Here is a 25311-nt window from a genome sequence, read left to right as displayed (position 1 = left end):
CTCACGCCTGGTTCCGGGACGCCTGCCGCTCCGTGGCGGGCTTCGGCGGGGCTGAAAGACGGCCCACCACCAGGGCTGCCTGCAGTACGAACGCTTCCCGGGGCAGCAGGGGATCCCAGCCTGTCACGTCGCAGACCCGCTTCAACCGGTAACGCACCGTGTTGGCGTGGACGAAGAGTTCCCGGGCCGTCGCCTCCAGTGAATGCCCCAGTTCCAGATAGGTGCCCAGAGTTTCCACCAGGCCGTTGGAAGCCGCCAGAAGCGGACGGTAGATGTTCTTCACGAGGGAGCGCCGCGCCGCGTCATCGCCGGATATCACCCGCTCCGGAAGCAGGTCGTCAGCGGCCACGGGGCGCGGTGCGGACGGCCACGCGCGGGCCGCTGTGAGCCCGGCGAACGCCGATTGGGCAGATCCGCTGGCCTCCAGGAGCGAACTGGCCTCGGGGCCGTAGACGACGGGCCCGGGGGCGAACATGTCGCTCAGCTTCACATAAGCGGTTTCGCGGTCCTGGACCCCGCCCAGGATCAGGATCAGCCGGTCGCCCTGGATGCCCACCAGGGCATCCTCGGCGTAACGTCCGGCCATCCGCCGCAGTTCACTGACATAGCTGGCGCTGGGTTCGGACGGTGAATTCCCCACCATCACCGTGAAGCGCTCCTGTGCCTTCCAGCCCAGCGCCGCAATGCGGGAACGCAGGGCGTCAGTGTTTTCGCCGCGCAGGATCGCGTCCACAATCAGGGCTTCGAGCCGGGTGTCCCAGGAACCACGGGACTCGGCTGCGCGCGCGTACACGTCTGCGGCGGCAAAAGCGACTTCCCGCGAGTAGCGCAGCACAGCTTCGCGCAGGGATGGCTGGTCCGCTTCCGGGGCGATGACCGGAACCTGGTCCTCCACCACCTCCACCACGATCCTGATCAGCTGCAACGCCTTTTGCAGGCTGATGGAGCGGGTCAACTCCGTGGGGGCGGTCCCAAAAACGTCAGTGAGTATCCAGGAGGGCGAGCTGGGCCGCTCATACCAGGTGACGAAAGCCGCGATCCCGTTTTGCGCCACCATCCCCAGCGCCGACCGCTCGTCCGCGCTGAGCCGGCTGTACCAGGGCAGCGACTGCTCAAGCTTGCGCATGGTGGTCGTGGAGAGCTGGCCCACGCTGGCGCGGAGATGCTTGAGGGTTTCGGACTTCTCCGGCGTGACCTTCGGCGGGGATGGTTTCCGCTTCGAGGACTGGCTGGCTGGTGCTGGCATTCTTTGAGCATACGGCCACTGCCGCACAAGCTCCATTTGTGCGAAGGCTACAACACGCCTTGTCGCGGATCACAGCGTGCGCACGTCCCGCGTGCTGTCCATTCCCGCACAGGACGACGGCGGCCCTCACCTTGTGGGGTGAGGGCCGCCGTCGTGTAACGCTGCTGGTTCCGCTTACAGCCGGAAGGCTAAGCTTCGCCTCCGGCGTTGCCGGTGGTGCCGGCATTGACGTTGAGCAGCTTGTACTTCTCGATCGCCTTGACCGGGGCGTCAACATCCACCTCGCCGCGGCGCGCCAGCATTTCAAGGGCACGGACCACGATGGAGTGGGTGTCGTTTTTGAAGTAGCGGCGGGCTGCTGCGCGGGTGTCGGAGAAGCCGAAGCCGTCGGCGCCGAGGGTGGCGTATTCGTTGGGGATGAATTGGCGGATCTGGTCGGGGACGGCTTTCATGTAGTCGGAGACGGCGACGATGGGCCCGGTGGCGCCTTCGAGTTGCTGGGTGACGAAGGGGACGCGGGCGGGTTGGCCGGGGTTGAGGAAGGCTTCTTCTTCGGCGGCTAGTCCGTCGCGGCGCAGTTCGTTCCAGGAGGTGACGGACCAGACGTCGGCGGAGACGTTCCAGTCGTCGGCCAGGATCCGTTGGGCTTCGATGGCCCAGGGTACGGAGACGCCGGAGGCGAGGATCTGGGTGCGGGGACCGTCGATCTTTGCCGGGGCGAGCAGGTAGATGCCTTTGATGACGCCTTCGACGTCGAGGTTTTCGGGTTCGGCGGGCTGGATGATGGGTTCGTTGTACACGGTGAGGTAGTACATGACGTTTTTGTCGGTGGAGTTTTCCCCGTACATGCGTTCGAGGCCGGAGCGGACGATGTGTCCGATTTCGTAGCCGTAGGCGGGGTCGTAGGTGAGGACGGCGGGGTTGGTGGAGGCCAGCAGGGGGGAGTGGCCGTCGGCGTGCTGGAGGCCTTCGCCGGTGAGGGTGGTCCGTCCTGCGGTGGCGCCGATGATGAAGCCGCGGGTCATTTGGTCTCCGGCGGCCCAGAACGCGTCGCCGGTGCGTTGGAAGCCGAACATGGAGTAGAACACGTAGACCGGGACCAGGGGGACGCCGTGGGTGGCGTAGGAGGTTCCGGCGGCGGTGAATGCTGCCACGGCGCCGGCTTCGTTGATGCCGGGGTGGATCAGCTGGCCGGCGGGGGATTCCTTGTAGGCCAGGACCAGGTCCCGGTCCACCGACAGGTAGTTCTGGCCCTTGGGGTTGTAGATCTTTGCGGTGGGGAAGAACGCGTCCATGCCGAAGGTGCGGGCTTCGTCCGGGATGATCGGGGCGATGTGCTTGCCGAAGCTCTTATCCCGCATCAGGTCCTTGAGGAGCCTGACGAACGCCATGGTGGTGGCGGCCTGCTGTTTGCCCGAGCCGCGTTTGGCTACCTCGTAGGATTTGGCCTCGGGCAGCGTGATCCCGGCGTGGGTGTCGCGGCGTTCCGGGACGGATCCGCCCAGGGCGGCGCGGCGCTCCATCATGTATTTGATTTCCGGGGCGTCGTTACCGGGGTGGTAGTACGGGGGCCGGTAGGAGTCCTTCTCGAGCTGCTCGTCGGTGACCGGGATCCGCAGGTGGTCGCGGAACTTCTTCAGGTCATCGAGGGTGAGCTTCTTCATTTGGTGGGTGGCGTTGCGGCCCTCGAAGTGCGGGCCCAGGCCGTAGCCCTTGACGGTGTGGGCGAGGATGACGGTGGGTTTGCCCTTGAATTCGGTGGCGGCCTTGTAGGCGGCGTAGACCTTGCGGTAGTCGTGGCCGCCACGTTTGAGGTTCCAGATCTGGTCATCGGTGAGGTCCGCGACGAGGTCTTTGGTCTGCGGGGTTTTCCCGAAGAAGTGTTCGCGGACGAACCCGCCGGATTCGGCCTTGTAGGTCTGGTAGTCCCCGTCGACGGTTTCGTTCATGATCTTCACCAGGGAGCCGTCGGTGTCGCGGGTGAGCAGGTCATCCCATTCCCTGCCCCAGACGACCTTGATCACGTTCCAGCCCGCGCCGCGGAAGAACGCTTCGAGTTCCTGCATGATCTTGCCGTTGCCGCGCACCGGCCCGTCCAGGCGCTGGAGGTTGCAGTTGATCACGAAGTTCAGGTTGTCCAGGTTCTCGTTCGCGGCGAGCTGGAGCAGGCCCCGGGATTCGGGTTCGTCCATTTCGCCGTCGCCCAGGAACGCCCAGACCTGCTGGTCGGAGGTGTCTTTCAGGCCCCGGTTGTGCAGGTAGCGGTTGTTCTGGGCCTGGTAGATCGCGTTCATCGGGCCGATGCCCATGGACACGGTGGGGAATTCCCAGAAGTGCGGCATCAGGCGGGGGTGCGGGTAGGAGGACAGGGCGTGGCCCTGTCGGGACTTTTCCTGCCGGAACCCGTCCAGGTCTTCCTCGGACAGGCGGCCTTCCATGAACGCCCTGGCGTACATGCCGGGGGAGGCGTGGCCCTGGAAGAAGACCTGGTCCCCGCCGCCGGGGTGGTCCTTGCCGCGGAAGAAGTGGTTGAAGCCGACCTCGTACAGGGTCGCGGCCCCGGCGTAGGTGGAGATGTGCCCGCCGACCCCGATATCGGGCCGCTGCGCCCGGTGCACCATGACCGCGGCGTTCCACCGCATGTACGCCCGGTACCGGCGCTCGAATTCCTCGTTGCCGGGGAATTCTGCTTCCTGGTCCACCGGGATCGTGTTCACGTAATCGGTGGTGGTCACCATCGGCACCCCCACGCTCTGCGCGCCCGCGCGCTGCAGCAGGCTCCGCATGATGTATTGGGCACGCTCGGTGCCCTGTTCCCTGATCAACGCATCCAGGGACTCAACCCACTCGGCAGTCTCTTCCGGATCACGATCAGGCAGCTGGTTAGTCAACCCGCTGAGGATATGGGAGGTATCTTCTCCTGCAGCCACGTCCAACCTCTCTTTGCGCGCATGAATCGGCGCACTCAGGCCAGGCAGGGTGACTGCCCGGCGTATATACGCCGTGTGCGACGTATCGGTTACAACAGCCCGGTCATGTGTGCCGGGCAGCTTCCTAGCGCTCCTATGTCTGCACGGAGTCACAAGGTTCTCGTCCCGCAGGCATAGTTGTCACCAGCCACTCTAGCCTTGACGGCAACACGATGCGTAGCTGCGGTCCGGGTGCTGCAGTTGTATTTCGTTCGTCATACTGGTTGTGTGGCGAAAAGCCCCTGCGACCGCCACGCTGCGGCCCGATGTGACGCAGAATATGGGCGGTCCGAGGGGCGGCAGCTTGAAGCGCGGGCACAAAGGGTGTTGGCTTGGGGGTAATGGAAATCACTATGCACACCGCATGTATGAGGTATTGGAGGAACACGTGAGCGAGGCCGACGCCGCCACTTCGGTAAATGTGGCGGAAAAATTGGGTTTCAAAAATGGGGATCTGATTCAGGAGTTCGGTTACGACGACGACGTCGATTTCGACTTGCGTGACGATATTGAGGACTTCACCGGGTCCGAGATGCTTGACGAGGAGGACCATGAGGTGGCGGATGCCGTCATCCTCTGGTGGCGCGACGGTGATGGCGACCTGGTTGACAGCCTGATGGATTCCCTCACTACCCTGAGTGAAACCGGCGTTGTGTGGGTACTCACCCCCAAGTCCGGGCGGAGCGGCTATGTTTCCCCTGCGGAAATCCAGGAGGCTGCTCCCACAGCCGGCCTGCACGTCACCACGTCAGCTGGAGTGTCAAAGGACTGGAGCGCCGTCCGCCTGGTCAGCAGGAAGAACAAGTGACGGCAGCGGTTGATGCCGCCTCCGCTGCTGTTCCCGCGCTGGGCGCTGCGGCGCCTGATTTTGAGCTTGCCAACCAATACGGCGAGCCGGTAACACTGTCGTCCTTCCGGGGGCAGAACGTGGCGCTGGTCTTCTATCCCTTTGCGTTCTCCGGCATCTGTACCGGTGAGCTGTGCGAGATAAGGGACAACCTGGGCATGTTCGAGGATTCGAACGCGGTTGTCCTGGCAGTGTCCGTGGACAGCAAGTTCAGCCTCCGGGCCTACGCGGCGCAGGAAGGCTACACCTTCGACCTCCTGGCCGATTTTTGGCCCCATGGGGCGGTCGCCAGTGCCTACGGCGTGTTCGACGCCGACAGCGGCATGGCAAAGCGGGCCACCTTCATCATCGGTGCTGACGGAAGGATCCGTTACAGCGTGGTGAACCCCCGCGGCCAGGCGCGCGACTTCAGCGAATACCGCACCGCCCTGGCGGACCTGAAGCAGGCCTGAGGAAGCATGGCGGGGCAACGGCGGGGAACAGGCCTTACCGGCTTCGCCAGCATGCCCCCGGTAGCCCCTGCTCCGCCGACAGGCAGTGACCTCGAGGTCCTGCTCCGGATCCGGGACCTTCTGGCCGGCGCCCCCTTCGCCCTGCTGACGGGCGCCGGCCTCAGCACCGACTCGGGTATTCCGGACTACCGTGGTCCGGATTCACCGCCCCGTTCGCCCATGACCTACCAGGAGTTCGTCCGGGACGCAGCCAACCGGCGGCGTTACTGGGCCAGGAATCACATCGGCTGGTCCCACATGCGGCATGCGGAGCCCAACCAAGGCCACTATTCCGCCGCCGAGCTGGAGCGCCGGGGCTACCTCACCGGCCTGATCACCCAGAACGTTGACCGCCTGCACCAGGACGCCGGCAGCTCCAACGTGGTCGATCTTCACGGCAGGTATGACCAGGTGATCTGCCTGGACTGCCGGCGGACGTACTCACGGCGCCTGCTGGCCGGTGTTTTTGAGGAGCTCAACCCGGGCTTCCTGGAGCGGGCAGCGGCCGGCGGGCTGGTGGAAATGGCGCCGGACGCTGACGCCACCGTAGAGGACCAGGAGCTCATTGACAGCTTTGTGGTGGCAATGTGTCCTGCCTGCGGCGGAACCCTCAAGCCGGACTTCGTCTACTTCGGCGAGAATGTGCCCAAGGACCGGGTGGAACGCTCGTATGCAATGGTGGACCAGGCTGCGGCCCTGGTGGTAGCCGGTTCGTCGCTGACTGTCATGAGCGGCCTGCGGTTCGTCAGGCACGCGGCCAAGGAATCCAAGCCCGTGGTCATCATCAACCGCGGAGCCACCCGCGGCGATGAAAAGGCAACCATCAAGCTTGAAGCCGGGGTCAGCCAGGCATTGGACTACCTCGCTGCGGAACTTCCTTCCCTGTAGGTCAAGCCTCCTATTCCATGGATTCGCCTTTCCGGTCCACAGTCGGGTAGAGTCTATGTTCGTTGGTTACGGCGGAACGGCCGGAAACCACGCGATTTGGGTCTTTAGCTCAGCTGGTAGAGCGCCACGTTTACACCGTGGATGTCATCGGTTCGATCCCGGTAGGACCCACCAGGACTAATCCCCGTTGCCCCGTCTTATGGCGGAGGTGGCGGGGATTTTTTGCTGTCCGGCTCCTGGCGTGATTGTCGGTGCCTTGCCTTAGCTTGCAGGAATGGAACACGTCATAGTGCACACAGACAGCGACGGAATGCCGACGGCGGTGCTGAGCCGGGGCAGGGAATGGGCGGTGGGTGCCCAGCCGGTGAGATGGTTCGAGCGCATCAACTGGTGGGAAACCAGCCGCCGGATGCCCAAGGGCGCCAGTGGTGTGGACGTCGAAGTCCTGCAGGTGCAGGTCAGGCTGGGCAACAATGACAGATCTGCCCTGACCACCATGTATCTCCAGCGGGACGGTGTGGGTGGCGGTTGGCGCCTGAGGGAACCTGTGGCGGGTGCAGCCTAGGGGCTGGGCACCGTCCGTTTGCCCGGGCCTTGCGCCCGGCCCCGGAAAACCGGGGCATTGGAAAACCCTCCACCGCGACTATTGGGGGATGCCGCGGTGGAGGGCCTGGGATGAATATACCGTGAACTCCCGGAAACAAAAAGTCATTCGTCGTCACCAGTCCACGCGGCGCCTCAGCTTGAGCTGACGCTCACTGCCGCACGGGAATGAAGACCCGCGGCTGCTCCGTCCAGGTGTCGGCCATCTGCGACATGGTGCGCCGCATGATCCGGTCGGAGGCCTCACGTGCGGACACGGCGTCACCCCGTGCGATCGCTTCGGCCACATCCTCATGCCACTGCAGGGCGGTCTGATGGGGGTGGTCGGGCATCAGGCCATGGACGGTGCGGCCCGTCAGGGTTTCGGCCACCTGCCCCATGAGGTTGGCGAACATCTCGTTTCCGGAGCCCGAGAGCAGCAGCGAGTGGAAGCGGATGTCCAGCTCCAGGAAGCGCGCAACTTCGCCGTTGTTTCCAGCCTCCCGCATGGCACGGGCAACGTCCACGAGCTCCATCCGCAGCGTTGCCGGAGCGTTCTGCGCGGCCAGTTCGGCGGCGGCGGGCTCCACTGCAGCGCGCAGTTCGGCAAGGGAACGCAGCTGGGCGCCGCGTGCGGCGCTGGCCAGCCTCCACCGGATGACCTGGGGATCGAAGGGATTCCAGCGGCTGGCCGGCAGCACCCTGATGCCCACCCGCTTGGTGGTTTCCACCAGGCCCAGGGACTGCAGGACGCGCACCGCTTCCCGGATCACCGAACGGGATACCTGCAGTTCATCCTCCAGCTGCTCCGCGAGCATGACGTGGCCCGCGGGGAGATCCCCCGAGATGATGCGCGTGCCCAAATTGTCGATGGCACGATGGTGGAGGCTGCTGGTCATGCTGCTAAGCCTAGTTCTTGCCACGTGCCTCGTTGGCAGCAGCCCTGCACTGGCACCGACACAAACAGGCCCATTACATGGCCGTTACTTTCGCGTCACACCGAGAATATATATGCTTTATTCCGGACCCCTGATCTGCCCCGGCGACTTCCCGCCCGCCGAAGCCGGCAGCCGGGGCAAACAATGAATTGGAGTAATTGATGTCTGCACACATCGGTGTCACCGGCCTCGCCGTCATGGGCGCCAACCTTGCCCGCAACCTGGCCCGCAACGGATTCACGGTGGCCCTGCACAACCGGTCCGTGGAGAAGACGGACGCGCTGCTGGAAAAGCACGGTTCCGACGGTGACTTCATCCGGACGGAAACCCTGCAGGAACTGGTTGACTCCTTGGAGAAGCCGCGCCGGGTTCTCATCATGGTCAAGGCCGGCAAGCCCGTGGACTCGGTCATCGAGCAGCTCGAGCCGCTGCTGGAACCCGGCGACATCATCATCGACGCCGGCAACTCCCACTATGAGGACACCCGCCGCCGGGAAGCCGCCCTGGCCAAGAAGGACCTGCACTTCGTCGGCGTCGGCGTATCCGGCGGCGAGGAAGGTGCGCTGAACGGTCCGTCCATCATGCCCGGCGGTTCCAAGGAGTCCTACAAGGCCCTCGGTCCGTTGCTGGAAAAGATCTCCGCAAAGGTCGACGGCGAGCCCTGCTGCGCCTGGATCGGCACCGACGGTGCTGGCCACTTCGTCAAGATGGTCCACAACGGCATCGAATACGCCGACATGCAGGTCATCGGCGAGGCCTTCGACCTGCTCCGGTCCGGCGCCGGCATCGAGCCCGCCGAACAGGCAAAGATCTTCTCAGAGTGGAACAAGGGCGAGCTGTCGTCCTTCCTGATCGAGATCTCGGCTGAGGTCCTGGGCCATGTCGACGCCAAGACCGGCAAGCCGTTCGTCGACGTCGTTGTTGACGCCGCGGGCCAGAAGGGCACGGGCCGCTGGACTGTCATCTCCGCCCTGGAACTGGGTTCGCCGGTCTCCGGCATTGCCGAGTCTGTCTTTGCCCGCGCACTCTCTTCCCAGGCCGCACAGCGCAAGCTGGGCCAGGAACTGCTGGCCGGCAACGAGGCAACCGTGGACATCCCGGAGACGTTCGTCGAGGACGTCCGCCAGGCGCTGTACGCCTCCAAGCTGGTCTCCTACGCCCAAGGCCTGGACATGCTCACCTCCGCAGCCAAGGAATACGGCTGGGACCTGAAGCTGGACGAAATCGCGTCCCTGTGGCGCGCCGGTTGCATCATCCGCGCCGAGCTCCTCAAGGACATCACCCAGGCCTACGCCGCCGACGAAAAGCCGGCAAACCTGCTGTTCGCCCCGGCATTCACCAAGGCCATCGCCGACGCCCTGCCGGCCTGGCGCCGCGTCGTAGCCACCGCCGTCCAGCTCGGCATTCCCGTGCCGGTGTTCTCCTCATCGCTGGCGTACTACGACGGCCTGCGCCGCAAGCGCGTGGCTGCCGCCCTGATCCAGGGCCAGCGCGACCTGTTCGGCGCCCACACCTACGGCCGCGTCGATACCGAAGGGACCTTTCACACCCTGTGGGGCGAGGACAAGTCCGAGGTCGAAGCAGTGGACACGCACTAGCACCTGCTGCCGCATAACAAAGGCGGGCAGGTCCCCGGTGCCCCGGGGACCTGCCCGCCTTTTGCTGTTCCTGCTAAACCATCAGATCCGGTACTCGATGTCGTATTCGGCCGGATCCACTGCGGGCTTGGTTTCCCGTTGCGCATCACGGTGCCGCCACTTCGCCGGAACCCCGGTGATGATCGACTCCGGCGGTGCATCCTTGACCACTACGGCGTTGGCCCCCACGGCGCTGTCCCGGCCAATGGTGATGGGTCCCAGGATCTTGGCGCCGGCCCCGATGGTCACACGGTCGCCGATAGTGGGGTGCCGCTTGATCCTGGCCAGTGAGCGGCCGCCGAGCGTCACTCCGTGGTAGATCATCACGTCCTCGCCGATCTCGGCGGTCTCGCCGATCACCACACCCATGCCGTGGTCGATGAAGAAACGGCGGCCAATGGTGGCCCCCGGATGAATCTCAATGCCGGTCCACGACCTGCCCAGCTGCGACAGCAGCCGGGCCGGGAAACGAAGCTGCGGGTTCTGCCACATGCGGTGCGTCAGCCGGTGGATCCAGATGGCATGCAGCCCGGAATAGGCGAAAAAGTTCTCAAAAGAACCTCGAGCCGCCGGGTCATGGGACCGGGCGGCGTCGAGGTCTTCCTTCAGTCTTGCGAAAAAGCCCACAAAGTTCTTTCTACAGGAAACAGGCGGACGGCGGAGTGATCAGCCGCGGATGTCGTCATAGAGCACGGTGGAGATGTAACGCTCACCGAAGTCGCACACTACAGCCACAATCAGCTTGCCTGCGTTTTCCGGGCGCTTGGCCAGCTCAAGGGCCCCCCAGACGATTGCGCCGGATGAGATGCCGCCCAGGATGCCCTCCTTGATGCCGAGTTCGCGGGCTACGCGGACCGAATCCTCGAGGGTGGCGTCCAGCACTTCGTCGTAGACATTGGTGTCCAGCAGTTCGGGGATGAAGTTGGCGCCCAGGCCCTGGATCTTGTGCGGGCCGGGGGCGCCGCCGTTCAGGATGGCGGAGTCCTTGGGCTCCACGGCCACGATCTGGACGCCGGGCTTGCGTTCCTTCAGGACCTGGCCGACGCCGGTGATGGTTCCGCCGGTGCCGATGCCTGCGACGAAGATGTCTACGGCGCCGTCAGTGTCGGCCCAGACCTCCTCAGCAGTGGTCTTGCGGTGGATCTCCGGGTTGGCTTCGTTGGCGAACTGCTGTGCCCAGATGGAGTTCTCGGTGTTGGCAACGATTTCCTGGGCCTTTTCCACTGCGCCGCGCATGCCCTCGGAGCCCGGGGTAAGCACAATCTCGGCGCCAAACGCACGCAGCATGACCCGGCGTTCGGTGGACATGGTCTCGGGCATGGTGAGGATGACCTTGTATCCGCGCGCGGCACCCACCATGGCCAGGGCGATGCCCGTGTTGCCGGAGGTGCCTTCAACGATGGTTCCGCCGGGCTTCAGCGCGCCCGACTTTTCCGCGGCGTCGATAATGGCGACGCCGATGCGGTCCTTGACGCTGTTGGCCGGGTTGTAGAACTCCAGCTTCACCGCAACGGTGGCATCCAGCCCCTCGCTGAGCCGGTTCAACCGAACCAGCGGGGTCCCGCCGACCAGCTGCGTTACATCGTCATAGATCCGTGCCATGTACATACGCCTATCTCTAAGGGGTGGATACTGAGGTCAGCCTAACGAGGCCGCGTAACGGTGGGCTAAGCGTTAAGCCATGCAGAGTAATATTTCCGGGCTTTGGCCAGCTTGGGGTTGATGATCACCTGGCAGTATCCCTGCTCCGGGTGCTTGGCGTAGTAATCCTGATGGAATTCCTCCGCCACATGGAACCGCGGCAGGCGGCTGACCTCGGTAACGATGGGATGCGACCACAGCGCCTGGTTGCGGTCGATCGCCTCCTCAAAGAGGATCTTTTCCTCGGTCGTCTCGTAAAACATGGAGGAACGGTACTGGGTGCCCACGTCGTATCCCTGCCGGTTCAGCGTGGTGGGGTCATGCAGGGCGAAGAACATGTCCAGGACAACTTCCGCCGGGATGATGTCCTCATCGAAGGTCACCGCCACAACTTCGGCGTGGCCGGTGGTTCCGCTGCAGACCGAGTAGTAGTCCGGGTGGGGATCGTGCCCGCCGGTATAGCCGGACACCACCGAGGTGACACCCTTGGTTTTCTGGTAGACCGCGTCGAGGCACCAGAAGCACCCTCCGCCAAGAACAAAAGTTTTCATGACCTCTTCAATGGTTGACGGCGCCGGAAGATTCCCCGGCAGTGCCGCCGCAGTACCGCAAACTGCGGCGGCGGCAAGCCAATGGGGTAAAACTAAGACTATGGAACCTGTGGACACCGACGTTACCGGCCAGGCAGAACACGACGGCGAAGCCTCCTCCGACACGCCGGCTGCGGCCGGTTCCGCCGATGCCCCCACATTGGCCGAACTGCTCCTTGCCGTTGAGGAGCTTTGGCCCGAATCCCTGGCGGAGACCTGGGACGAGGTTGGGCTGGTGGCGGGCCACCCGTCCGCCCCTGTCTCCAAAGTGATGTTTGCGGTGGATCCCACTTTGGAGGTCATTGAGGAAGCGGTCGGGTGGGGAGCAGAATTGCTCATCACCCACCACCCACTGCTGCTGAAGGGCGTCACGTCCGTGGCCGCCACCTCTGCGAAAGGCAGGGCGGTCCACCGGCTCATTGAAGCGGGGACGGCACTGCTGACCGTTCACACCAACGGGGACTCCGCCGTCGGAGGTGTCTCCGATGTCCTGGCCGATGCCCTGGGCCTCCAGAACGTCGCCCCCCTCACCGTTGCGGCGAACGGACTGCCGGAGGAAGGTATTGGGCGCGTGGGCGACCTCGCGGATGCCATGAGCTTGGGCGACTTCGCCGCGCGGGTATTCGGGATTCTTCCGTCCGTCGCGGGAGGCGTGCGTGTCTCCGGCGACAAGGATGGGCTGGTGCGGCGCATTGCGGTGTGCGGCGGCGCCGGGGATTCGTTGTTCAATGAGGTGCGGGCCAGTAACGCCGACGTTTACGTCACCGCGGACCTTCGCCACCACCCCGCGTCGGAAGCGCGTGAGGCCGCCCTCAACGGACGGCCATACCTGGTGGACGTTTCGCACTTTGCCAGCGAATGGCTTTGGCTGCCTGCCGCGGCCGCGGCCTTGGGCAACGTCCTGGCCGACCAGGGCCACGACGTGGAGATCCTGGTCAGCACCACCAACAGCGATCCGTGGGATTTCATCCTCACTCCGGGCTAGAGTGAGGAAGCGCCGGTTCGGTGCCCGGCTCTGGCCGGAAGGGATCTAGCGGAGGTAAAAGTGGCCAAGGCAGCACCGGCGGAACAGTTGAAGTTGCTCGAACTGCAAGGCCTTGATGCCAGGTTGAAGGGCCTCACCAACCGCCGCCGCACGCTGGAGAACGATCCCCGCATCAAGGACCTTGAGGCCGCCCTGTCCGTCGCCAACGGTGAACTGGGCGCAGCCAAGGTGGCCGTGCACGACGCCGAGGCCGCGCTGAAGAGGGCGGAGGCCGACGTCGAACAGGTTGCTTCACGGATCGGACGCGACGAGGCCAGGCTTAACAGCGGCACCGGCCTGTCCAAGGACCTGGTGGCACTGCAAAAGGACATCGCATCGCTGAACAAGCGGCGTTCCGACCTTGAGGACGTGGAACTGGAAGTCATGGAGCGGCTGGACTCGCTGCGGGAGCGGCAGGCGGCCCAGCAGCAGATTGTCGATGACATCCAGGGGTCTTTTGGAACCATCAGGGCGGAACTTGATGCGGCCCTGGCCGAGGTGGAAACGGAAGCATCAGGGCTTCGTACCCAACGCGCCGAGTTCGCCGCCGGGCTGGACTCGGGCATGGTGGCGGTCTACGAAAAGACCCTGGCCAAGCGCGGAGTCGGCGCGGCGCGGCTTTTCCACGGCACCTCGGAAGCCTCGGGCATGAAGCTCAGCCCCGGCGACCTCGCCGAGATCAAAGCGGCCGCTGCCGACGACATCGTCTTTTGCCCGGACTCGGGCGCCATCCTGGTCCGTTCCGACGAATGGGCCTGACTGGCCGTTGGAACACAGGCGTGAAGATCAGCCCGGCAGGATGATGTTGAGGGCGTGTGGCTTGCGGGCGGTGCCCGGCACAAGTTCGGCCTCCCACTTTTCGCGGGCAGCCTTCAAAAGGTCCGACGGCGCGGTCGGGGCTTTTCCGCGGCGCACCAGCAGGTGCCGCGCCAGTTCGCCCCTGGTGTGCTTGGCGAAGTGGCTCACCACTTTGCGCACGCCGCCGGCCTCGGTAAGGACGTTCACGGAAACGGTCTGCTGCGGCGGCGGCGCCCACGCCGCAGCATAGGTGCTGGACCGGCAGTCAACCAGCAGGTGTTCCCGGACAGCGGCACGCAGGGCGTCGCCAAGCTGTGCCTTCCAGAACGAAGCCAGCCGGCCGACGTCGGGCAATGCCGTAGCCATGGACAGCCGGTAGGCGGGGACGCTGTCGCCGAAGCGGATGGCCCCCCACAGTGCCGACACCACCAGAACTGACGCATCCGCCTTGCGCCGCTGGGCCGGCGTGAGGCTCCGGTAACCCAGGGCGTCATACAGGACGCCCGAGTAGATGCTGTGCGCCGGGGCCGCCGGCTCGGCATGCAGGCGGGTATTGCGTTCGACGTCTTCACGCAACGAGGCTCCGACCCCCAGCAGGGCAAGGGCATCCCGGTGTGAGCTGACTGTTCCGAGGGCCTCGAGGACCTTGGCGCGGTACGGGTTGAGCTCAGGGAAGCTCAGGGAGGGCCAGTCGACGGCGGGGCCGCGGAGCGCGGGCGTCTTGCCTTCGGAAGGGGGAAGCAGAATCAGCACCGTCCGATCCTACCGGCGACAAAAGTGGCCGGCAGCGCCGGTAGACTGGGACCCGGATGGGACAGCCAGACGGCCGCGCGCCACGCAAGTGGCTCGAGGAACGTCCGGGCTCCGCAGGGCAGGGTGGTGGGTAACGCCCACTCGGGGTAACCCGCAGGCCAGTGCCACAGAAAACAGACCGCCTGCATTTCCGGCCCCGGGCCGGGAAGGGCAGGTAAGGGTGAAACGGTGGTGTAAGAGACCACCAGCTTCCCGGGTGACCGGGAAGGCTAGGTAAACCCCACCCGGAGCAAGGCCAGACAGGACACGATCGAGGGCTGCCCGCCCGAGTGTCCGGGTAGGCCGCTGGAGGGTGCCGGCAACGGTACTCGTAGATGGATGGCCGTCGCTCCCTTGCCGGTAACGGCGGGGGAGAACAGAACCCGGCGTACCGGCTGTCCCATCCACATACCGCGTTTGACCACCGGGCTTTGCGTCGGGGATCCTGAACCGTGCCCGTAATTCCCGAATCCCGCCCCGCGGCCGCAGCGGGCATTCCCGGCACCCGGTCACAGTGCGTTGCCCTCGCTGGATTCCTGGCTCTCTCCGCCCTTGCGTGGGTGCTCTCCTCGGTACCAATCATCCTTAACTCCGGCGGCTGGTACGCAGGCTCGTTGAAAGCGCCGTGGATGCCGCCGTCGTGGATGTTCCGGACCATCTGGCCGGTGCTGTACGCCGGCGTCGCAGCAGCCGCGTGGCTGGTGTGGCGCAAAGGCCGCCTGTCCGGGGGCGCCCTTGCCGGCTATGTGCTTCAACTGCTGCTTAACACTGCGTGGCCGGTGACCTTCTTCGCCCTCTACCCAATGCTTGGAGTGGTGGCCCTGTGGGCTGCCTTCGCGGTCGTCTGCGCCCTCACCGCAACCCTGGCATTCCTGATCCTGCGGTTCGGTCCGGTGGACACCGCCGCCGGATACCTGGTGCTGCCCTACTTTTCCTGGCTCGTGTTTTCCGCCACACTGAACCTGTATTCCGCAATGCACAACTGACGGGCAGCAGCCTCGGCTAAATGCGTCCGTCCTGGCGTGTGAGTGATTTCACGCACCGCAAGCGTGTTCCCTGCGACCGGCCAAATTAGAATGGATTCCGGACGCAGGAGTTCTACCGCCGAAAGTTGCGTTCGCAGCCGGCGGTTTTTCTTTGCACGCGCTCCAGGCGCCTGGGGGCCATCCCTGCAGGCGCTGGTGCCCCTGGACATCATCAGGTGGCCTACATCTGTGTACGAAGACGTACACGGCTGAACCGAGGAAGGTATTTCTGTGAGCCAGACGTCTGATTCTTGTCTTGATACGTGGATGGGCCGGGAGGCCCTCGCCGAGGCCATGATCCCGGTGATCGGCAGGCTGTACCGCGATAACAACGTGGTGACCAGCATCCACGGCCGGAGCCTGATCAACAAGTCCACCATGAACATCCTCAAGGCGCACCGGTTCGCCCGCCGGATGAGCAAGGACGAACTGCTCCTGGAGGACACAGCGCCCCTGCTGAACACGCTGGCGGGACTGGAGTTGGGTGCCGCGGCGATCGACATCGCCCGCCTGAACCAGAAGTTCAAGGAAGAAGGCAACGGCGCCACCCTGGAGGAATTCCTCCGCGAAGAGCTCGCCGAGATCGTGGGCAAGCGGGGCGGCGATGACCGCACCAGTACCGACGTCGTGCTCTATGGCTTTGGCCGCATCGGACGGCTCCTGGCCCGCATCCTCATCGAAAAGGCCGGCGGTGGCCACGGCCTGCGCCTGCGCGCCATCGTGGTGCGCCGCGGGTCCGACAACGACCTCTCCAAGCGCGCCAGCCTGCTGCGCCGCGACTCCGTCCATGGGTCCTTCGAAGGCACCATCCGGATCGACGAGGCCGCCAACACCATCACGGCCAACGGCGTCCAGATCCAGGTCATCTACTCGAACGACCCCGCCACCATCGACTACACGGCCTATGGCATCAACAACGCCCTGGTGGTGGACAACACTGGCCGCTGGCGCGACGCCGAAGGCCTGTCCCAGCACCTGCAGAGCAAGGGCGTGGCCCGGGTCCTGCTGACCGCACCGGGCAAGGGCGACCTGAAGAACATCGTCCACGGCATCAACCACCGCGACATCGCCGACTCGGACAAGATCGTCTCCGCGGCGTCCTGCACCACCAACGCCATCACCCCGGTCCTGAAGGCTATCAACGACAAGTTCGGCGTGGTCCACGGCCACGTAGAGACCGTCCACTCCTTCACGAACGACCAGAACCTGATCGATAACTTCCACAAGGGCGACCGCCGCGGCCGTTCGGCTGCTCTGAACATGGTCATCACCGAAACCGGTGCCGCCAAGGCAGTGGCGAAGGCCCTGCCCGAACTCCTGGGCAAGCTCACAGGCAGCTCCATCCGCGTCCCTACCCCGGACGTCTCACTGGCCATCCTGAACCTCACCCTTGAAAACGGCACCACCAAGGACGAGGTCAACAACTACCTGCGCGAAATGTCGCTGCACTCGGACCTGCGCAAGCAGATCGACTACATCGACTCGCCAGAAGTGGTCTCGACCGACTTCGTCGGATCCCGCCGTGCCGGCATCGTGGACGGCCTGGCCACGGTGTCCACGGACAAGAACCTGGTCCTCTACGTCTGGTACGACAACGAGTTCGGCTACAGCTGCCAGGTGGTTCGCGTCATGGAGGAGATGGCAGGCGTGAACCCGCCATCGTTCCCTGCCAAGGAAAGCGCCGCCGCCCTGGCCGCTATCGCTGTCTAACGATCCGCGCACGTCCTGCGAATTCCCGGCTGATTCTCTGGAATCAGCCGGGAAACGGGACCACACTGGTGGCATGGACAACGAATCGACCCTTCAGCACGAAACCACTCTCGAGCACGCACTGGACGTGGCCAAGGCCAACCATAAGGAAGCCGTGCGGCTGCTCGAGCGTGCCCGGGCCGCCCACAAAACCGGGGACGTCAGCGATGAGAGGGTGCGCCAGCTCGAGGGACTGCTGGCCATCGCGGAAGAAGACCTTCGAAGGGTTACCCGGGAACAGTAGCCCAACGGCAGCTGTCAGGCCCTTGTGACCCATCACTCGTCCTCAACAGTGTGGATATCAGCGGCCGGGCTTGCCCTTTGTTCTAGGCTCTGGGGGTGCCTGACTTTCCCTTTCCGGCGGCAACCCCGTGACCGTCAGCTGGTCTGCCTACCGCCGCGCACGCCGCCGTTCCCGGCAGGCCTGGGCGCTTCTCATTACGGCCGCCGCATTAATCCTGGCCGCGCTGTTCTGGTTCTTCACCGCGGGGCAGTTCCCGGCAGCAGGACCGGCCGCTGAGGGGCCATCTGAGGCGCCGGTCTTCGACGCCGCCTGGATGAAGCCGGTCCAGGAGCCCAACCCGGTGCCAGCGGGAAGTGCACTCGCGGCCCTGGACGGCCTGGCCATAAAAGGCAGGGCGCCCAGCACCGATTACAGCCGCGAGGCCTTCGGCCAGGCATGGCTCGATGTTGACCGGAACGGCTGCGATACCCGCAACGACATCCTTCGCCGGGATCTCGCCGATGTTGTCTTCTCCGAGGGTTCCACCTGCAAGGTGACGGCCGGGCACTTCCGGGAGCCCTATACGGGCCAGGACGTGGATTTCCGGCGCGGTTCCGACAGCAGCCGCGCAGTCCAGATCGACCATGTCGTGGCCCTCGGCGACGCCTGGCAAAAGGGCGCCCAGCGTTTAGGGCCCAAGGAACGCCAGAGCCTGGCCAATGATCCGCTGAACCTCGTTGCGGCGGACGGCGCAGCAAACCAGCAAAAAAGCGCAGGAGATGCTGCCACCTGGCTGCCGAAGAACACTGCGATCCGCTGCCATTACGTGGCCCGCCAGATCTCCGTGAAAGCCGCGTACGGGCTGTGGGTGACGGCCGCCGAAAAGGACGCCATGAAGCGGGTCCTTGCAGCGTGCCCCAATCAGCCGACCATCACCGCAGGCTGATCGGGGGATCCCCCCGGAAGGGTCAGTGGCCGAACGGATCGGGGTCCACGCCGGGCAGCCACGTCAGCCCAGGCACGCCCCAGCCGTTCTTCTTGGCCTGCTTCATGGCCTTGCGGGAATACCGGTCCATCAGCCGGTTGACGTACAGCTTGCCGTCCAGATGGTCGTACTCGTGCTGGATGACCCTGGCGAACCACCCTGTTGCCTCGAACCTGACCGGTTCTCCGAACCCGTCAAATCCCTCCACCCGGGCCCATTCGGCCCGCTTGAGCGGGTACTGTTCGCCCGGGAAGGACAGGCAGCCCTCTTCCTCCTCGTCGGGGTCGGGAGCAGCACCGGAGATTTTGGACAGGGTCAGGACGGGATTCACCAGAACACCGGCAGGGGGAGCGCCGTCGTCGTTGGCGTACTTATAAACGAAGATCCGTTTGCCCACGCCGATCTGCGGGGCGGCGAGGCCCACACCGTTGGCGGCGTTGTTGGTTTCGACCATGTCCGCAATCAGGGCGCGCAGTTCGTCATCGAATACCTCCACCTCGGCGGCGCGGCGGTGCAGGACAGGCTCGCCCCAGATGGTGATCGGCAGAACGGTCATATCGTTAGTCCTTCGGCTTCGCGGTGTCCCCGGCTGCAATGCACGTGCCCGGATGGGGCACGAAAAAGGAGGCCGCACCGGATATCCGGTGCGGCCTCCTTGTTGGCGGCTGCATGCCGCCCCGTGAGGGTGAGCGACGGGGGTTGAACCCGCGACCTCCTGGACCACAACCAGGCGCTCTGCCAACTGAGCTACGCCCACCATGAGCTTCTAGGGAATTCCGCAGTAGCGGCTCCCTGGAAACGCAACTCAAATAGCTTACCTGCTCGGAAGGTGTGCTTTGTCCACTTTCTCCGATTTCAGCAAAATTTCATCCAAACGTGGCGCAGATTACTCCCCGGCTTGGGCTTCGGCGTCGCCGTTTGCGATTCTGCCGGCAATCTTCTGGGCCTTGGCGCTGTCCGGCCCAGGGGCGGGGACGAAGACTGCTTCCCGGTAGTACCGGAGCTCATCAATGGAATCCTTGATGTCTCCCAGGGCGCGGTGGCCACCTTTCTTCGCCGGTGACTGGAAGTACGCCCGGGCGTACCAGCGGCGCGACAGCTCCTTGATGGTGCTGACGTCGATCACCCGGTAGTGGAGGTGCTCCACCACTGCAGGCATGTCGCGGGACAGGAATACGCGGTCGGTTCCCACCGAGTTGCCCCCCAGCGGCGCTTTGCGCGGATCCGGAACCCAGTTGGAGATGTACTCCATGACCGCGGCCTCTGCTTCTGCCATCGTCTTGCCGTGCGGCAGTTCCGCCAGCAGCCCGGACTTGGTGTGCATGTCCCGGACGAAGTCGGACATCTGGGCCACGGCGGCGTCGTCGGGTTTGATGACGACATCAACCCCGTCCCCCAGGATGTTCAGCTCCGAGTCGGTGACCAGGGCTGCCACCTCGATCAGGGCGTCGTTCTTGATGTCCAGACCGGTCATTTCACAGTCGATCCAGACGATTCGTTCGTTAGATATAGGCACCGGACCAGCCTACCGTTACACCTCCGGGCACCCTGCCGATGCTAGGATTTCGGGTACGCGGCGGGTCGCCCTTCCGCCCTTGAATCGTGTCCCGGCCGGCCTGCGCGGCCCGCCGGGTGAACCGCGGAAAACGCAAGAAGATTGGACGATCCTGAGATGACGGCGCCTGTGCCCGCGACGGGGGAGATGGCGGCGGCCGGCACTGCCGGAACGGGCAGTGCCGAGGTGGACAATCCCCGCTCGCCGCTCCTTGCCGGCTTCCTGGGCTCCATGTTCATGATGATCGGATCCATTGGGGTTGGCTGGCTGGCCCCTGTCTCCGAGCTGCGCCGCATGCCCGTCTTCATCTGGATGCGGACCGAGGCTCCCGGCGTGGCGCTGTCCATCGTCCTGGTGGCTGTGGGGGGCATGCTGCTGGTGCGTGCCTGGCTGCGGCTCGGCCAGAAAGTCCGGTTATGGGGCGAACAGGCGCGGCGGGCAACTCTCACCGCGGTGGTGGCCTGGGGACTTCCCATGATGTTCAGCGTGCCCCTGTTCAGCCGCGATGTCTACGCATACATCGGCCAGGGGCGCCTGATGGTGGAAGGCTTCAACCCATACGAACACGGCATCTCCGCCCTGTCCAACTACTTCCAGCTGGGCGCAGACAAAATGTGGACCGAGGCCCCGGTTCCCTACGGCCAGCTGTTCCTGTGGATCGAGCAACTGGTGGTTTGGGCCACCAGCGTCCAGCCGGAGACGTGCGTCATGCTCTTCCGGCTGGTGGCGCTGGCCGGCGTGGTGCTCTGCGTCGTCTATGTGCCCCGGCTCGCCGAACTCCACGGCGTGAACCCGCACAGGGCCCTGTGGCTGACCGTAGCCAACCCGCTCTTCCTGACCAACTTCATCGCCAGCGTCCACAACGATTCACTGATGATCGGGCTTGCCCTCGCCGGGCTGTACTACTCGGCCACCCGGCGCCAGGTCCGCGGGATCGTCCTGGTGACCCTGTCCATCGCGGTGAAGCCCATCACCATCGTCTTCCTGCCGTTCATCGGCCTCCTCTGGGCGGGCAAACAGGCAGGGTGGCTGCGGAAGATCGCCTTCTGGGCGCTGACTGCCGCCCTGAGCCTGGCGATCCTGACCGCCATGAGCATGGTCAACGGGTTCGGCTTCGGCTGGATCAACGGCCTTTCCGCTCCCGGTAGCATTTCCATTTGGTACGCCCCCGTTGGCTTGATCGGCATGGTGGTGGGGTCCCTGGCCAACGCTTTCGGCTTTGACGGCTCGGTGCCCGCAGGCTGGGTGTTCGACGCCGGGAAGCTGCTTGCCGTGGGCATCGTCGCCTGGCAGATCCTCAGGGGCGACTATGACCGCCTCATGCGCCGCCTTACGCTCGCCCTGGCCGCCGTGGTCCTGCTGGCCCCCATCATCCAGGCCTGGTACGTCGTTTGGCTCATACCGCTGTTTGCCGTGACCGGCATACGCAACGACTGGCAGGTCAAGGCCCTGTACTTCGTAGTGTCCTTCTTCATGATCTACGCCATTTCGGACCAGCTGGACGTCTTCCCCTACCTGCAGACCCAGGACCTCGGCTTCGCCCTTGCCCTGGCCCGTATTGCCGCGGCGCTGACCGCCCTGCTCTTTGCCCTGTACCTGATCTTCTGGGACCCCGGCACCCGCAGGCTGTTCCGCAAAACACATCAGCCCGTCGTCGAACGTCCCGTGATCTAGCAGTCGTTAACGCCGTGCGGCCCCGCTTTCGATCCCGCGCAGCGCCTCCCTCCGCGACAGCGGACTCATGACGTCCCGGTGCCGGGCGGCGAACGCCTCCACCCACTCGGGAGCCGTCTTGGCATACTCGCGCAGCGCCCAGCCGATCGCCTTGCGGATGAAGAACTCCCGGTCCCGAAGGTTCGGTTCGATGACGGCGGCGAGCAGATCCGTGTCCGTGGCCTCCTTGGCGCGAAGCTGGGACGTAATGGAGGCCCTTCGGATCCAAAGCTCCGGGTCCCGGCTCCATTCGCGGAGGACCCCGGACATCTCCCCGGGGTGCGCCTGCAGCAGGTTGCAGATCCGGCCGGACACGCCGTCCGCAAAATCCCACCACGCGCCGGTGCGGATGATCTCCTCGTACACAGGGAGCATGTCCAGGTCTGCGGCTGCCAGGCGGTTTGCCGTCAGGTCGATGGCCGCGTACTTCTCCTCCCGGAACATGGAGGTCCGCCACAGGACCAGCACCGTGGCGCGGAGCTGCGCCGCGGACGCCGGCGGAAACTCCCGCGCAGCCAGGGTTGCGATCCGCCGCACCTCGGGAACCCGAACGCCAAGCGAGGCAATCGGGGACTTCATGTACGCCTGGGCCCCCGCGCCGCGTGCGGGGTCGGCGAGCTCCCGGAGTGCAGCCCTGACGGCGGCGACGAGGTTCTGGTCAGGGGCGGTTTCCATGCAGGAAACCTTATCCAGTACCCGCGAATGTTGGGGTACGCTGGTGAGCGCTAACACGCCCCGCCAACCAGAGGGATCCCATGCCCGGAACCGACGTCCACCTCACTCACGGACCCTACTCCGCCGTCGTCACCCCTCGCGGTGGGGCGCTCCGCGAACTGCGCCACGGGGACAGGGACCTGGTGGTGGGCTTTGGCCCCGAGGGTCCCGTTCCCGACTACCGCGGCGTCATCTGCGCACCGTGGCCCAACCGGCTGGCGGACGGCACCTACTCCTACGCAGGCAAGTCCTATGCGGCCGCCGTCAATGAACCGGAGCGCGGCGCTGCCCTGCACGGTCTGGCCATCCACCGGGAGTGGGAAGTTCTGGAAGCGGGCACCGGCCGGGCCATCCTGGGTTGCCGCATTCCGGCCGGCCCGGGTTACCCCGGGGACCTGGAACTGGCTGTCACCTACTCGCTTTCCGATGACGGGCTCCGTGGCACGGTCCGGGCTGTCAACACCGGCGCCGTTGCAGCCCCGTACGGGGTGTGCCCCCACCCCTACCTGGTAGCCGGCCCGTCCCCCTTGGATGACTGGTCACTGGAACTTCCCGCCGATGCCTACCTGGAGGTAACCCCTGACCGGCTGCTGCCCGTGGGCATGCGGCAGGTGGACGGGGACGCGTTCGACTTCCGTTCGCCCCGGCGGCTGGGGCAGGTCAAGATCGACCATGCCTTCACGGACATTTCCCGGGACGGCGCCGGCCTGGCCCGCGTGCGGGTGCAGGATCCCTCCGGCCTGGGCGTGGAGCTCGAATGGGGGACCGAGTGGCCCTGGGTCCAGGTGCACACCGGGGACAAGCCCGTCGGCCCGGACCGGCTGGGCCTGGCAGTCGAGCCCATGACGTGCCCGCCGGATGCCCTGCATTCCGGTACTGACCTGGTGCACCTGCAGCCGGGAGGGTCCCATTCCGCGAGCTGGACCATCCGGGCGCTGGACTAGCAGCCGGGGGACTCCGCCCAGCCGGCACGCTGCAGCCACGCCGCGCACAGGGAGGTCCACTGCCCGGGGCCGGGCTCGTCCGTGGCAAGCCCCAGCCCGTGCCGTCCCGCGGGGAAGACATGCAACTCCGCCGGTACGCCGGCGGCAAACAGCGCCGCGGCGTAGTTCAGGCTGTTGCTTACGGGGACGGCCTCGTCGTTGGCTGTATGCCAGAGGAACGCCGGCGGTGTCAGGGGCGTGACGTTCAGCTCCGCCGAGAGCGCCGTGAGAAGGTCCGACGGCGGATCGTCGCCAAGGAGGTTCTCCACCGATCCCTGGTGCGTCTGGTGGGTCAGCGATGCAACGGGGTAGCAAAGCACCGAAAGGTCAGGGACTGCTGCGGGGACGTCCAGGTCCAGGTTTCCCGTGGCAGCTGCCGTGCTGAGCGTGGCCGCAAGGTGGCCGCCGGCGGAAAACCCCAGGACGCCAACGCGCCCAGGGTCAACGGCCAGCCCGTGCTGCCCATTCCTGATGTGGAGCATGGCCTCCTTTGCGTCCTCCAGGGGAGCCGGGTGCCGGTCAGGGGCCACCCGGTAGCGGAGTACGAACGCGTGGATCCCCAGGGAGGCCAGCCATTCAGCAACGGGCTCCGCTTCGTGGTCGGCCTGGCGGGCATATCCTCCACCGGGCAGGACCAGGATGGCGGGACGGCCGGCCGCTTCCGTGCGCGCCGGAACTGCCGTGAGGCCGCGTGGCGCCATCAGGCGGCTGCTTCCGTGCTGCGCCGGAGCGTGACCTCGCCGGTGACCTCACCGGGAGAAACGCCTTCTGCCGTATCGCCGTTTTCGCCGGCCGGCCGCGGTCCGGTGGCCCGGGTCGCCAGGCGTCCAATCTCCTCCAGCGGCAGGCGGACCGTGGAAAGGGCCGGCCTGAAGTCGCGGAGGGTTTCAATATCGTCGAACCCAGCAATGGCGGCGTCACGGGGAATGCGGAGCCCTTCGGACCGCAATGCTGCCGCGGCCCCGATGGCCATTACATCGTTGACGGCGAAAATACATAACTTTCCCGCGGCGGCATCGCCGTCCCCGTGCGGGGCAGCCTTGATCCGGGCAGCCAGTTCCAGCCCGGCATCATATCCTCCGGACCGGTTGAACGCGCTCCGGAGTACTTCTGCCGGCCGGCGCCCTGCCCGCTCCAGTCCTTCCTGGAAACCACGGACGCGGTCATCGGAGGTCAGGAGGCCTTCAGGTCCGCCGACAACGACGAAGTCCCCGTCCCAGTTGCCGGCAAGTTCGGTGGCGAGCCGGCCGGCGAGTTCCTGGTTGGGGACCCTTACCACGTGGTAGCCCTCGTCAGCTGTTGCACCAACGACGGGATGTCCCACCACTGCCACCTGGCCGCCATTGCGGCAGTACCGGTCGAGTTCGGCGGCGAGTTCGGCGTTGCCGTCCCGGTCCTCAGCCCGGCAAGAGCGGGAACCGGCGATCACGATGGAGTCTGCCCGGCGTGCCGCGAAGGCAGCCACCGCTTCCCTCTCCTCCGCAGGTCCGCCGCCGGTGGTGGCAAGCAGCACCATCTTGCGCTGTTCCCGCGCGGCTTCCTGCACGCCCCTGGCGATGGCCGCAAAGTAGGGGTCGGCGATGTCGTGGACGATCAGGCCGATCAGGCCGGAACTGGATTTCGCCAGGCCCTGGGCCTGGGCGTTGGGGATGTAGCCGAGGGACTCCGCCGCCTGCCGGACCCGTTCGGCAATGTCCTGGCCCGGCTTGCGGGCGGAGCCGTTCAGGACGCGGGAGGCCGTGGCGGGCGATACGCCGGCAAGGCGGGCCACTTCGGTAAGGGTACTTGCAGCCACTGCATCTCCTGGTCTTGGTACGGGCTAGAAGGCTAAGCACATTATGGCAGTTCAACCTACTTCCGGAAAGCGCTTGCCAACGGGAAGCGCGCCGTGCATCATTGAAGCAGCGGGAACGCGCTTTCC

25 protein-coding genes, 2 tRNA genes and 1 other RNA gene are annotated in these 25311 nt (G+C 65.4%); 15 read left to right on the top strand and 13 right to left on the bottom strand.

Going from position 1 to position 25311, the window contains the following annotated elements; genetic code table 11:
* Nucleotide 1: 1 nt before the first annotated feature.
* Both J7I84_RS17740 and aceE read right to left on the bottom strand, forming a co-directional pair.
* The gene (locus J7I84_RS17740) at nucleotides 2-1246 is read right to left on the bottom strand and encodes a CdaR family transcriptional regulator (RefSeq protein ID WP_214945851.1); all 1245 of its coding nucleotides are present in this window, start codon (nucleotides 1244-1246) and stop codon (nucleotides 2-4) included.
* A 188-nt stretch (nucleotides 1247-1434) separates the two neighbouring features.
* On the bottom strand, nucleotides 1435-4176 hold the full coding sequence (aceE, locus tag J7I84_RS17735; RefSeq protein ID WP_214945850.1) for a pyruvate dehydrogenase (acetyl-transferring), homodimeric type: 2742 nt from the start codon (nucleotides 4174-4176) through the stop codon (nucleotides 1435-1437).
* Between the two features lie 427 nt (nucleotides 4177-4603).
* On the opposite strand from aceE, the gene J7I84_RS17730 reads away from it, so the two are divergent.
* The 5 genes from J7I84_RS17730 (at nucleotide 4604) to J7I84_RS17710 (ending at nucleotide 7006) form a co-directional block, all read left to right on the top strand.
* On the top strand, nucleotides 4604-5023 hold the full coding sequence (locus J7I84_RS17730; RefSeq protein WP_214945932.1) for a DUF3052 domain-containing protein: 420 nt from the start codon (nucleotides 4604-4606) through the stop codon (nucleotides 5021-5023).
* Nucleotides 5020-5514 carry a peroxiredoxin gene (locus J7I84_RS17725; RefSeq protein ID WP_214945849.1) on the top strand — a complete coding sequence of 165 codons (495 nt, stop codon included), beginning with the start codon at nucleotides 5020-5022 and terminating at the stop codon, nucleotides 5512-5514. The genes J7I84_RS17730 and J7I84_RS17725 overlap by 4 nt, the downstream gene beginning before the upstream one ends.
* 6 nt (nucleotides 5515-5520) lie before the next feature.
* Nucleotides 5521-6441: an NAD-dependent protein deacetylase gene (locus tag J7I84_RS17720; protein WP_214945848.1), complete on the top strand. Its 921-nt coding sequence runs from the start codon at nucleotides 5521-5523 to the stop codon at nucleotides 6439-6441.
* A gap of 98 nt (nucleotides 6442-6539) precedes the next feature.
* Nucleotides 6540-6615 (top strand) — tRNA-Val (locus J7I84_RS17715).
* A 100-nt stretch (nucleotides 6616-6715) separates the two neighbouring features.
* Nucleotides 6716-7006, top strand: coding sequence for a hypothetical protein (locus J7I84_RS17710; protein WP_214945847.1), 291 nt, complete (start codon nucleotides 6716-6718; stop codon nucleotides 7004-7006).
* Between the two features lie 190 nt (nucleotides 7007-7196).
* Here the strand turns inward: J7I84_RS17710 and J7I84_RS17705 are convergent, their stop codons facing one another.
* Nucleotides 7197-7922, bottom strand: coding sequence for a FadR/GntR family transcriptional regulator (locus J7I84_RS17705; protein WP_214945846.1), 726 nt, complete (start codon nucleotides 7920-7922; stop codon nucleotides 7197-7199).
* 200 nt (nucleotides 7923-8122) lie between these two features.
* Here J7I84_RS17705 and gndA point away from each other — a divergent pair, with 200 nt between their 5' ends.
* Nucleotides 8123-9559, top strand: a complete 1437-nt coding sequence (gndA, locus tag J7I84_RS17700; protein ID WP_214945845.1) for an NADP-dependent phosphogluconate dehydrogenase — start codon at nucleotides 8123-8125, stop codon at nucleotides 9557-9559.
* 81 nt (nucleotides 9560-9640) lie between these two features.
* Here the strand turns inward: gndA and epsC are convergent, their stop codons facing one another.
* From epsC to msrA, 3 genes are all read right to left on the bottom strand, one after another.
* Entirely contained in the window at nucleotides 9641-10225 is a 585-nt protein-coding gene (gene epsC, locus J7I84_RS17695; RefSeq protein ID WP_214945844.1) for a serine O-acetyltransferase EpsC, read from the bottom strand.
* 39 nt (nucleotides 10226-10264) lie between these two features.
* Nucleotides 10265-11200: a cysteine synthase A gene (gene cysK, locus J7I84_RS17690; protein WP_188572526.1), complete on the bottom strand. Its 936-nt coding sequence runs from the start codon at nucleotides 11198-11200 to the stop codon at nucleotides 10265-10267.
* A gap of 65 nt (nucleotides 11201-11265) precedes the next feature.
* Nucleotides 11266-11790, bottom strand: coding sequence for a peptide-methionine (S)-S-oxide reductase MsrA (gene msrA / locus J7I84_RS17685; RefSeq protein ID WP_214945843.1), 525 nt, complete (start codon nucleotides 11788-11790; stop codon nucleotides 11266-11268).
* Nucleotides 11791-11890: 100 nt separating this feature from the next.
* Here msrA and J7I84_RS17680 point away from each other — a divergent pair, with 100 nt between their 5' ends.
* On the top strand, nucleotides 11891-12814 hold the full coding sequence (locus J7I84_RS17680; protein WP_214945842.1) for a Nif3-like dinuclear metal center hexameric protein: 924 nt from the start codon (nucleotides 11891-11893) through the stop codon (nucleotides 12812-12814).
* Nucleotides 12815-12874: 60 nt separating this feature from the next.
* On the top strand, nucleotides 12875-13612 hold the full coding sequence (locus J7I84_RS17675; RefSeq protein WP_214945841.1) for a zinc ribbon domain-containing protein: 738 nt from the start codon (nucleotides 12875-12877) through the stop codon (nucleotides 13610-13612).
* 27 nt (nucleotides 13613-13639) lie between these two features.
* Here the strand turns inward: J7I84_RS17675 and J7I84_RS17670 are convergent, their stop codons facing one another.
* Nucleotides 13640-14404, bottom strand: coding sequence for a YaaA family protein (locus tag J7I84_RS17670; protein ID WP_214945840.1), 765 nt, complete (start codon nucleotides 14402-14404; stop codon nucleotides 13640-13642).
* A gap of 57 nt (nucleotides 14405-14461) precedes the next feature.
* Between J7I84_RS17670 and rnpB the strand changes: the two genes are divergently transcribed.
* The 5 genes from rnpB (at nucleotide 14462) to J7I84_RS17645 (ending at nucleotide 18386) form a co-directional block, all read left to right on the top strand.
* An RNA gene (rnpB, locus tag J7I84_RS17665) (RNase P RNA component class A) lies at nucleotides 14462-14850 on the top strand.
* Between the two features lie 45 nt (nucleotides 14851-14895).
* Nucleotides 14896-15429 carry a TspO/MBR family protein gene (locus J7I84_RS17660; protein WP_214945839.1) on the top strand — a complete coding sequence of 178 codons (534 nt, stop codon included), beginning with the start codon at nucleotides 14896-14898 and terminating at the stop codon, nucleotides 15427-15429.
* A 270-nt stretch (nucleotides 15430-15699) separates the two neighbouring features.
* On the top strand, nucleotides 15700-17178 hold the full coding sequence (locus tag J7I84_RS17655; protein WP_214945838.1) for a glyceraldehyde-3-phosphate dehydrogenase: 1479 nt from the start codon (nucleotides 15700-15702) through the stop codon (nucleotides 17176-17178).
* 73 nt (nucleotides 17179-17251) lie between these two features.
* Nucleotides 17252-17461: a hypothetical protein gene (locus J7I84_RS17650; protein ID WP_214945837.1), complete on the top strand. Its 210-nt coding sequence runs from the start codon at nucleotides 17252-17254 to the stop codon at nucleotides 17459-17461.
* A gap of 127 nt (nucleotides 17462-17588) precedes the next feature.
* Nucleotides 17589-18386, top strand: coding sequence for an HNH endonuclease family protein (locus J7I84_RS17645; protein WP_214945836.1), 798 nt, complete (start codon nucleotides 17589-17591; stop codon nucleotides 18384-18386).
* Between the two features lie 22 nt (nucleotides 18387-18408).
* Here the strand turns inward: J7I84_RS17645 and def are convergent, their stop codons facing one another.
* The 3 genes from def to orn form a co-directional block, all read right to left on the bottom strand.
* Complete coding sequence (gene def / locus J7I84_RS17640; protein ID WP_214945835.1) at nucleotides 18409-18981, bottom strand: peptide deformylase; 573 nt, start codon at nucleotides 18979-18981, stop codon at nucleotides 18409-18411.
* Between the two features lie 128 nt (nucleotides 18982-19109).
* A tRNA-His gene (locus J7I84_RS17635) sits at nucleotides 19110-19182 on the bottom strand.
* 129 nt (nucleotides 19183-19311) lie between these two features.
* Nucleotides 19312-19941 carry an oligoribonuclease gene (orn, locus tag J7I84_RS17630; protein ID WP_214945834.1) on the bottom strand — a complete coding sequence of 210 codons (630 nt, stop codon included), beginning with the start codon at nucleotides 19939-19941 and terminating at the stop codon, nucleotides 19312-19314.
* Between the two features lie 156 nt (nucleotides 19942-20097).
* Between orn and mptB the strand changes: the two genes are divergently transcribed.
* Nucleotides 20098-21654 (top strand): polyprenol phosphomannose-dependent alpha 1,6 mannosyltransferase MptB, encoded by a 1557-nt coding sequence (mptB, locus tag J7I84_RS17625; RefSeq protein WP_214945833.1) that lies wholly within the window; start codon nucleotides 20098-20100, stop codon nucleotides 21652-21654.
* Nucleotides 21655-21660: 6 nt separating this feature from the next.
* Here the strand turns inward: mptB and J7I84_RS17620 are convergent, their stop codons facing one another.
* The gene (locus J7I84_RS17620) at nucleotides 21661-22368 is read right to left on the bottom strand and encodes a DNA alkylation repair protein (RefSeq protein WP_214945832.1); all 708 of its coding nucleotides are present in this window, start codon (nucleotides 22366-22368) and stop codon (nucleotides 21661-21663) included.
* Between the two features lie 80 nt (nucleotides 22369-22448).
* Here J7I84_RS17620 and J7I84_RS17615 point away from each other — a divergent pair, with 80 nt between their 5' ends.
* A complete protein-coding gene (locus tag J7I84_RS17615; protein ID WP_214945831.1) occupies nucleotides 22449-23351 on the top strand; it encodes an aldose 1-epimerase family protein in 903 nt (300 codons plus the stop codon).
* Here J7I84_RS17615 and J7I84_RS17610 read toward each other — a convergent pair.
* Nucleotides 23348-24091: an alpha/beta hydrolase gene (locus J7I84_RS17610; RefSeq protein WP_214945830.1), complete on the bottom strand. Its 744-nt coding sequence runs from the start codon at nucleotides 24089-24091 to the stop codon at nucleotides 23348-23350. The genes J7I84_RS17615 and J7I84_RS17610 overlap by 4 nt on opposite strands.
* Nucleotides 24091-25185, bottom strand: a complete 1095-nt coding sequence (locus J7I84_RS17605) for a LacI family DNA-binding transcriptional regulator (RefSeq protein ID WP_214945829.1) — start codon at nucleotides 25183-25185, stop codon at nucleotides 24091-24093. Before J7I84_RS17605 ends, J7I84_RS17610 begins: the two co-directional genes overlap by 1 nt.
* Nucleotides 25186-25311 lie beyond the last annotated feature (126 nt).

Source organism: Arthrobacter sp. ISL-85 (assembly GCF_018613675.1).
In the GTDB taxonomy this organism is placed as follows: Bacteria; Actinomycetota; Actinomycetes; order Actinomycetales; family Micrococcaceae; genus Arthrobacter.
Note: the sequence above shows the minus strand (reverse complement) of the source record. Positions and strands in the feature narration are given on the sequence as shown.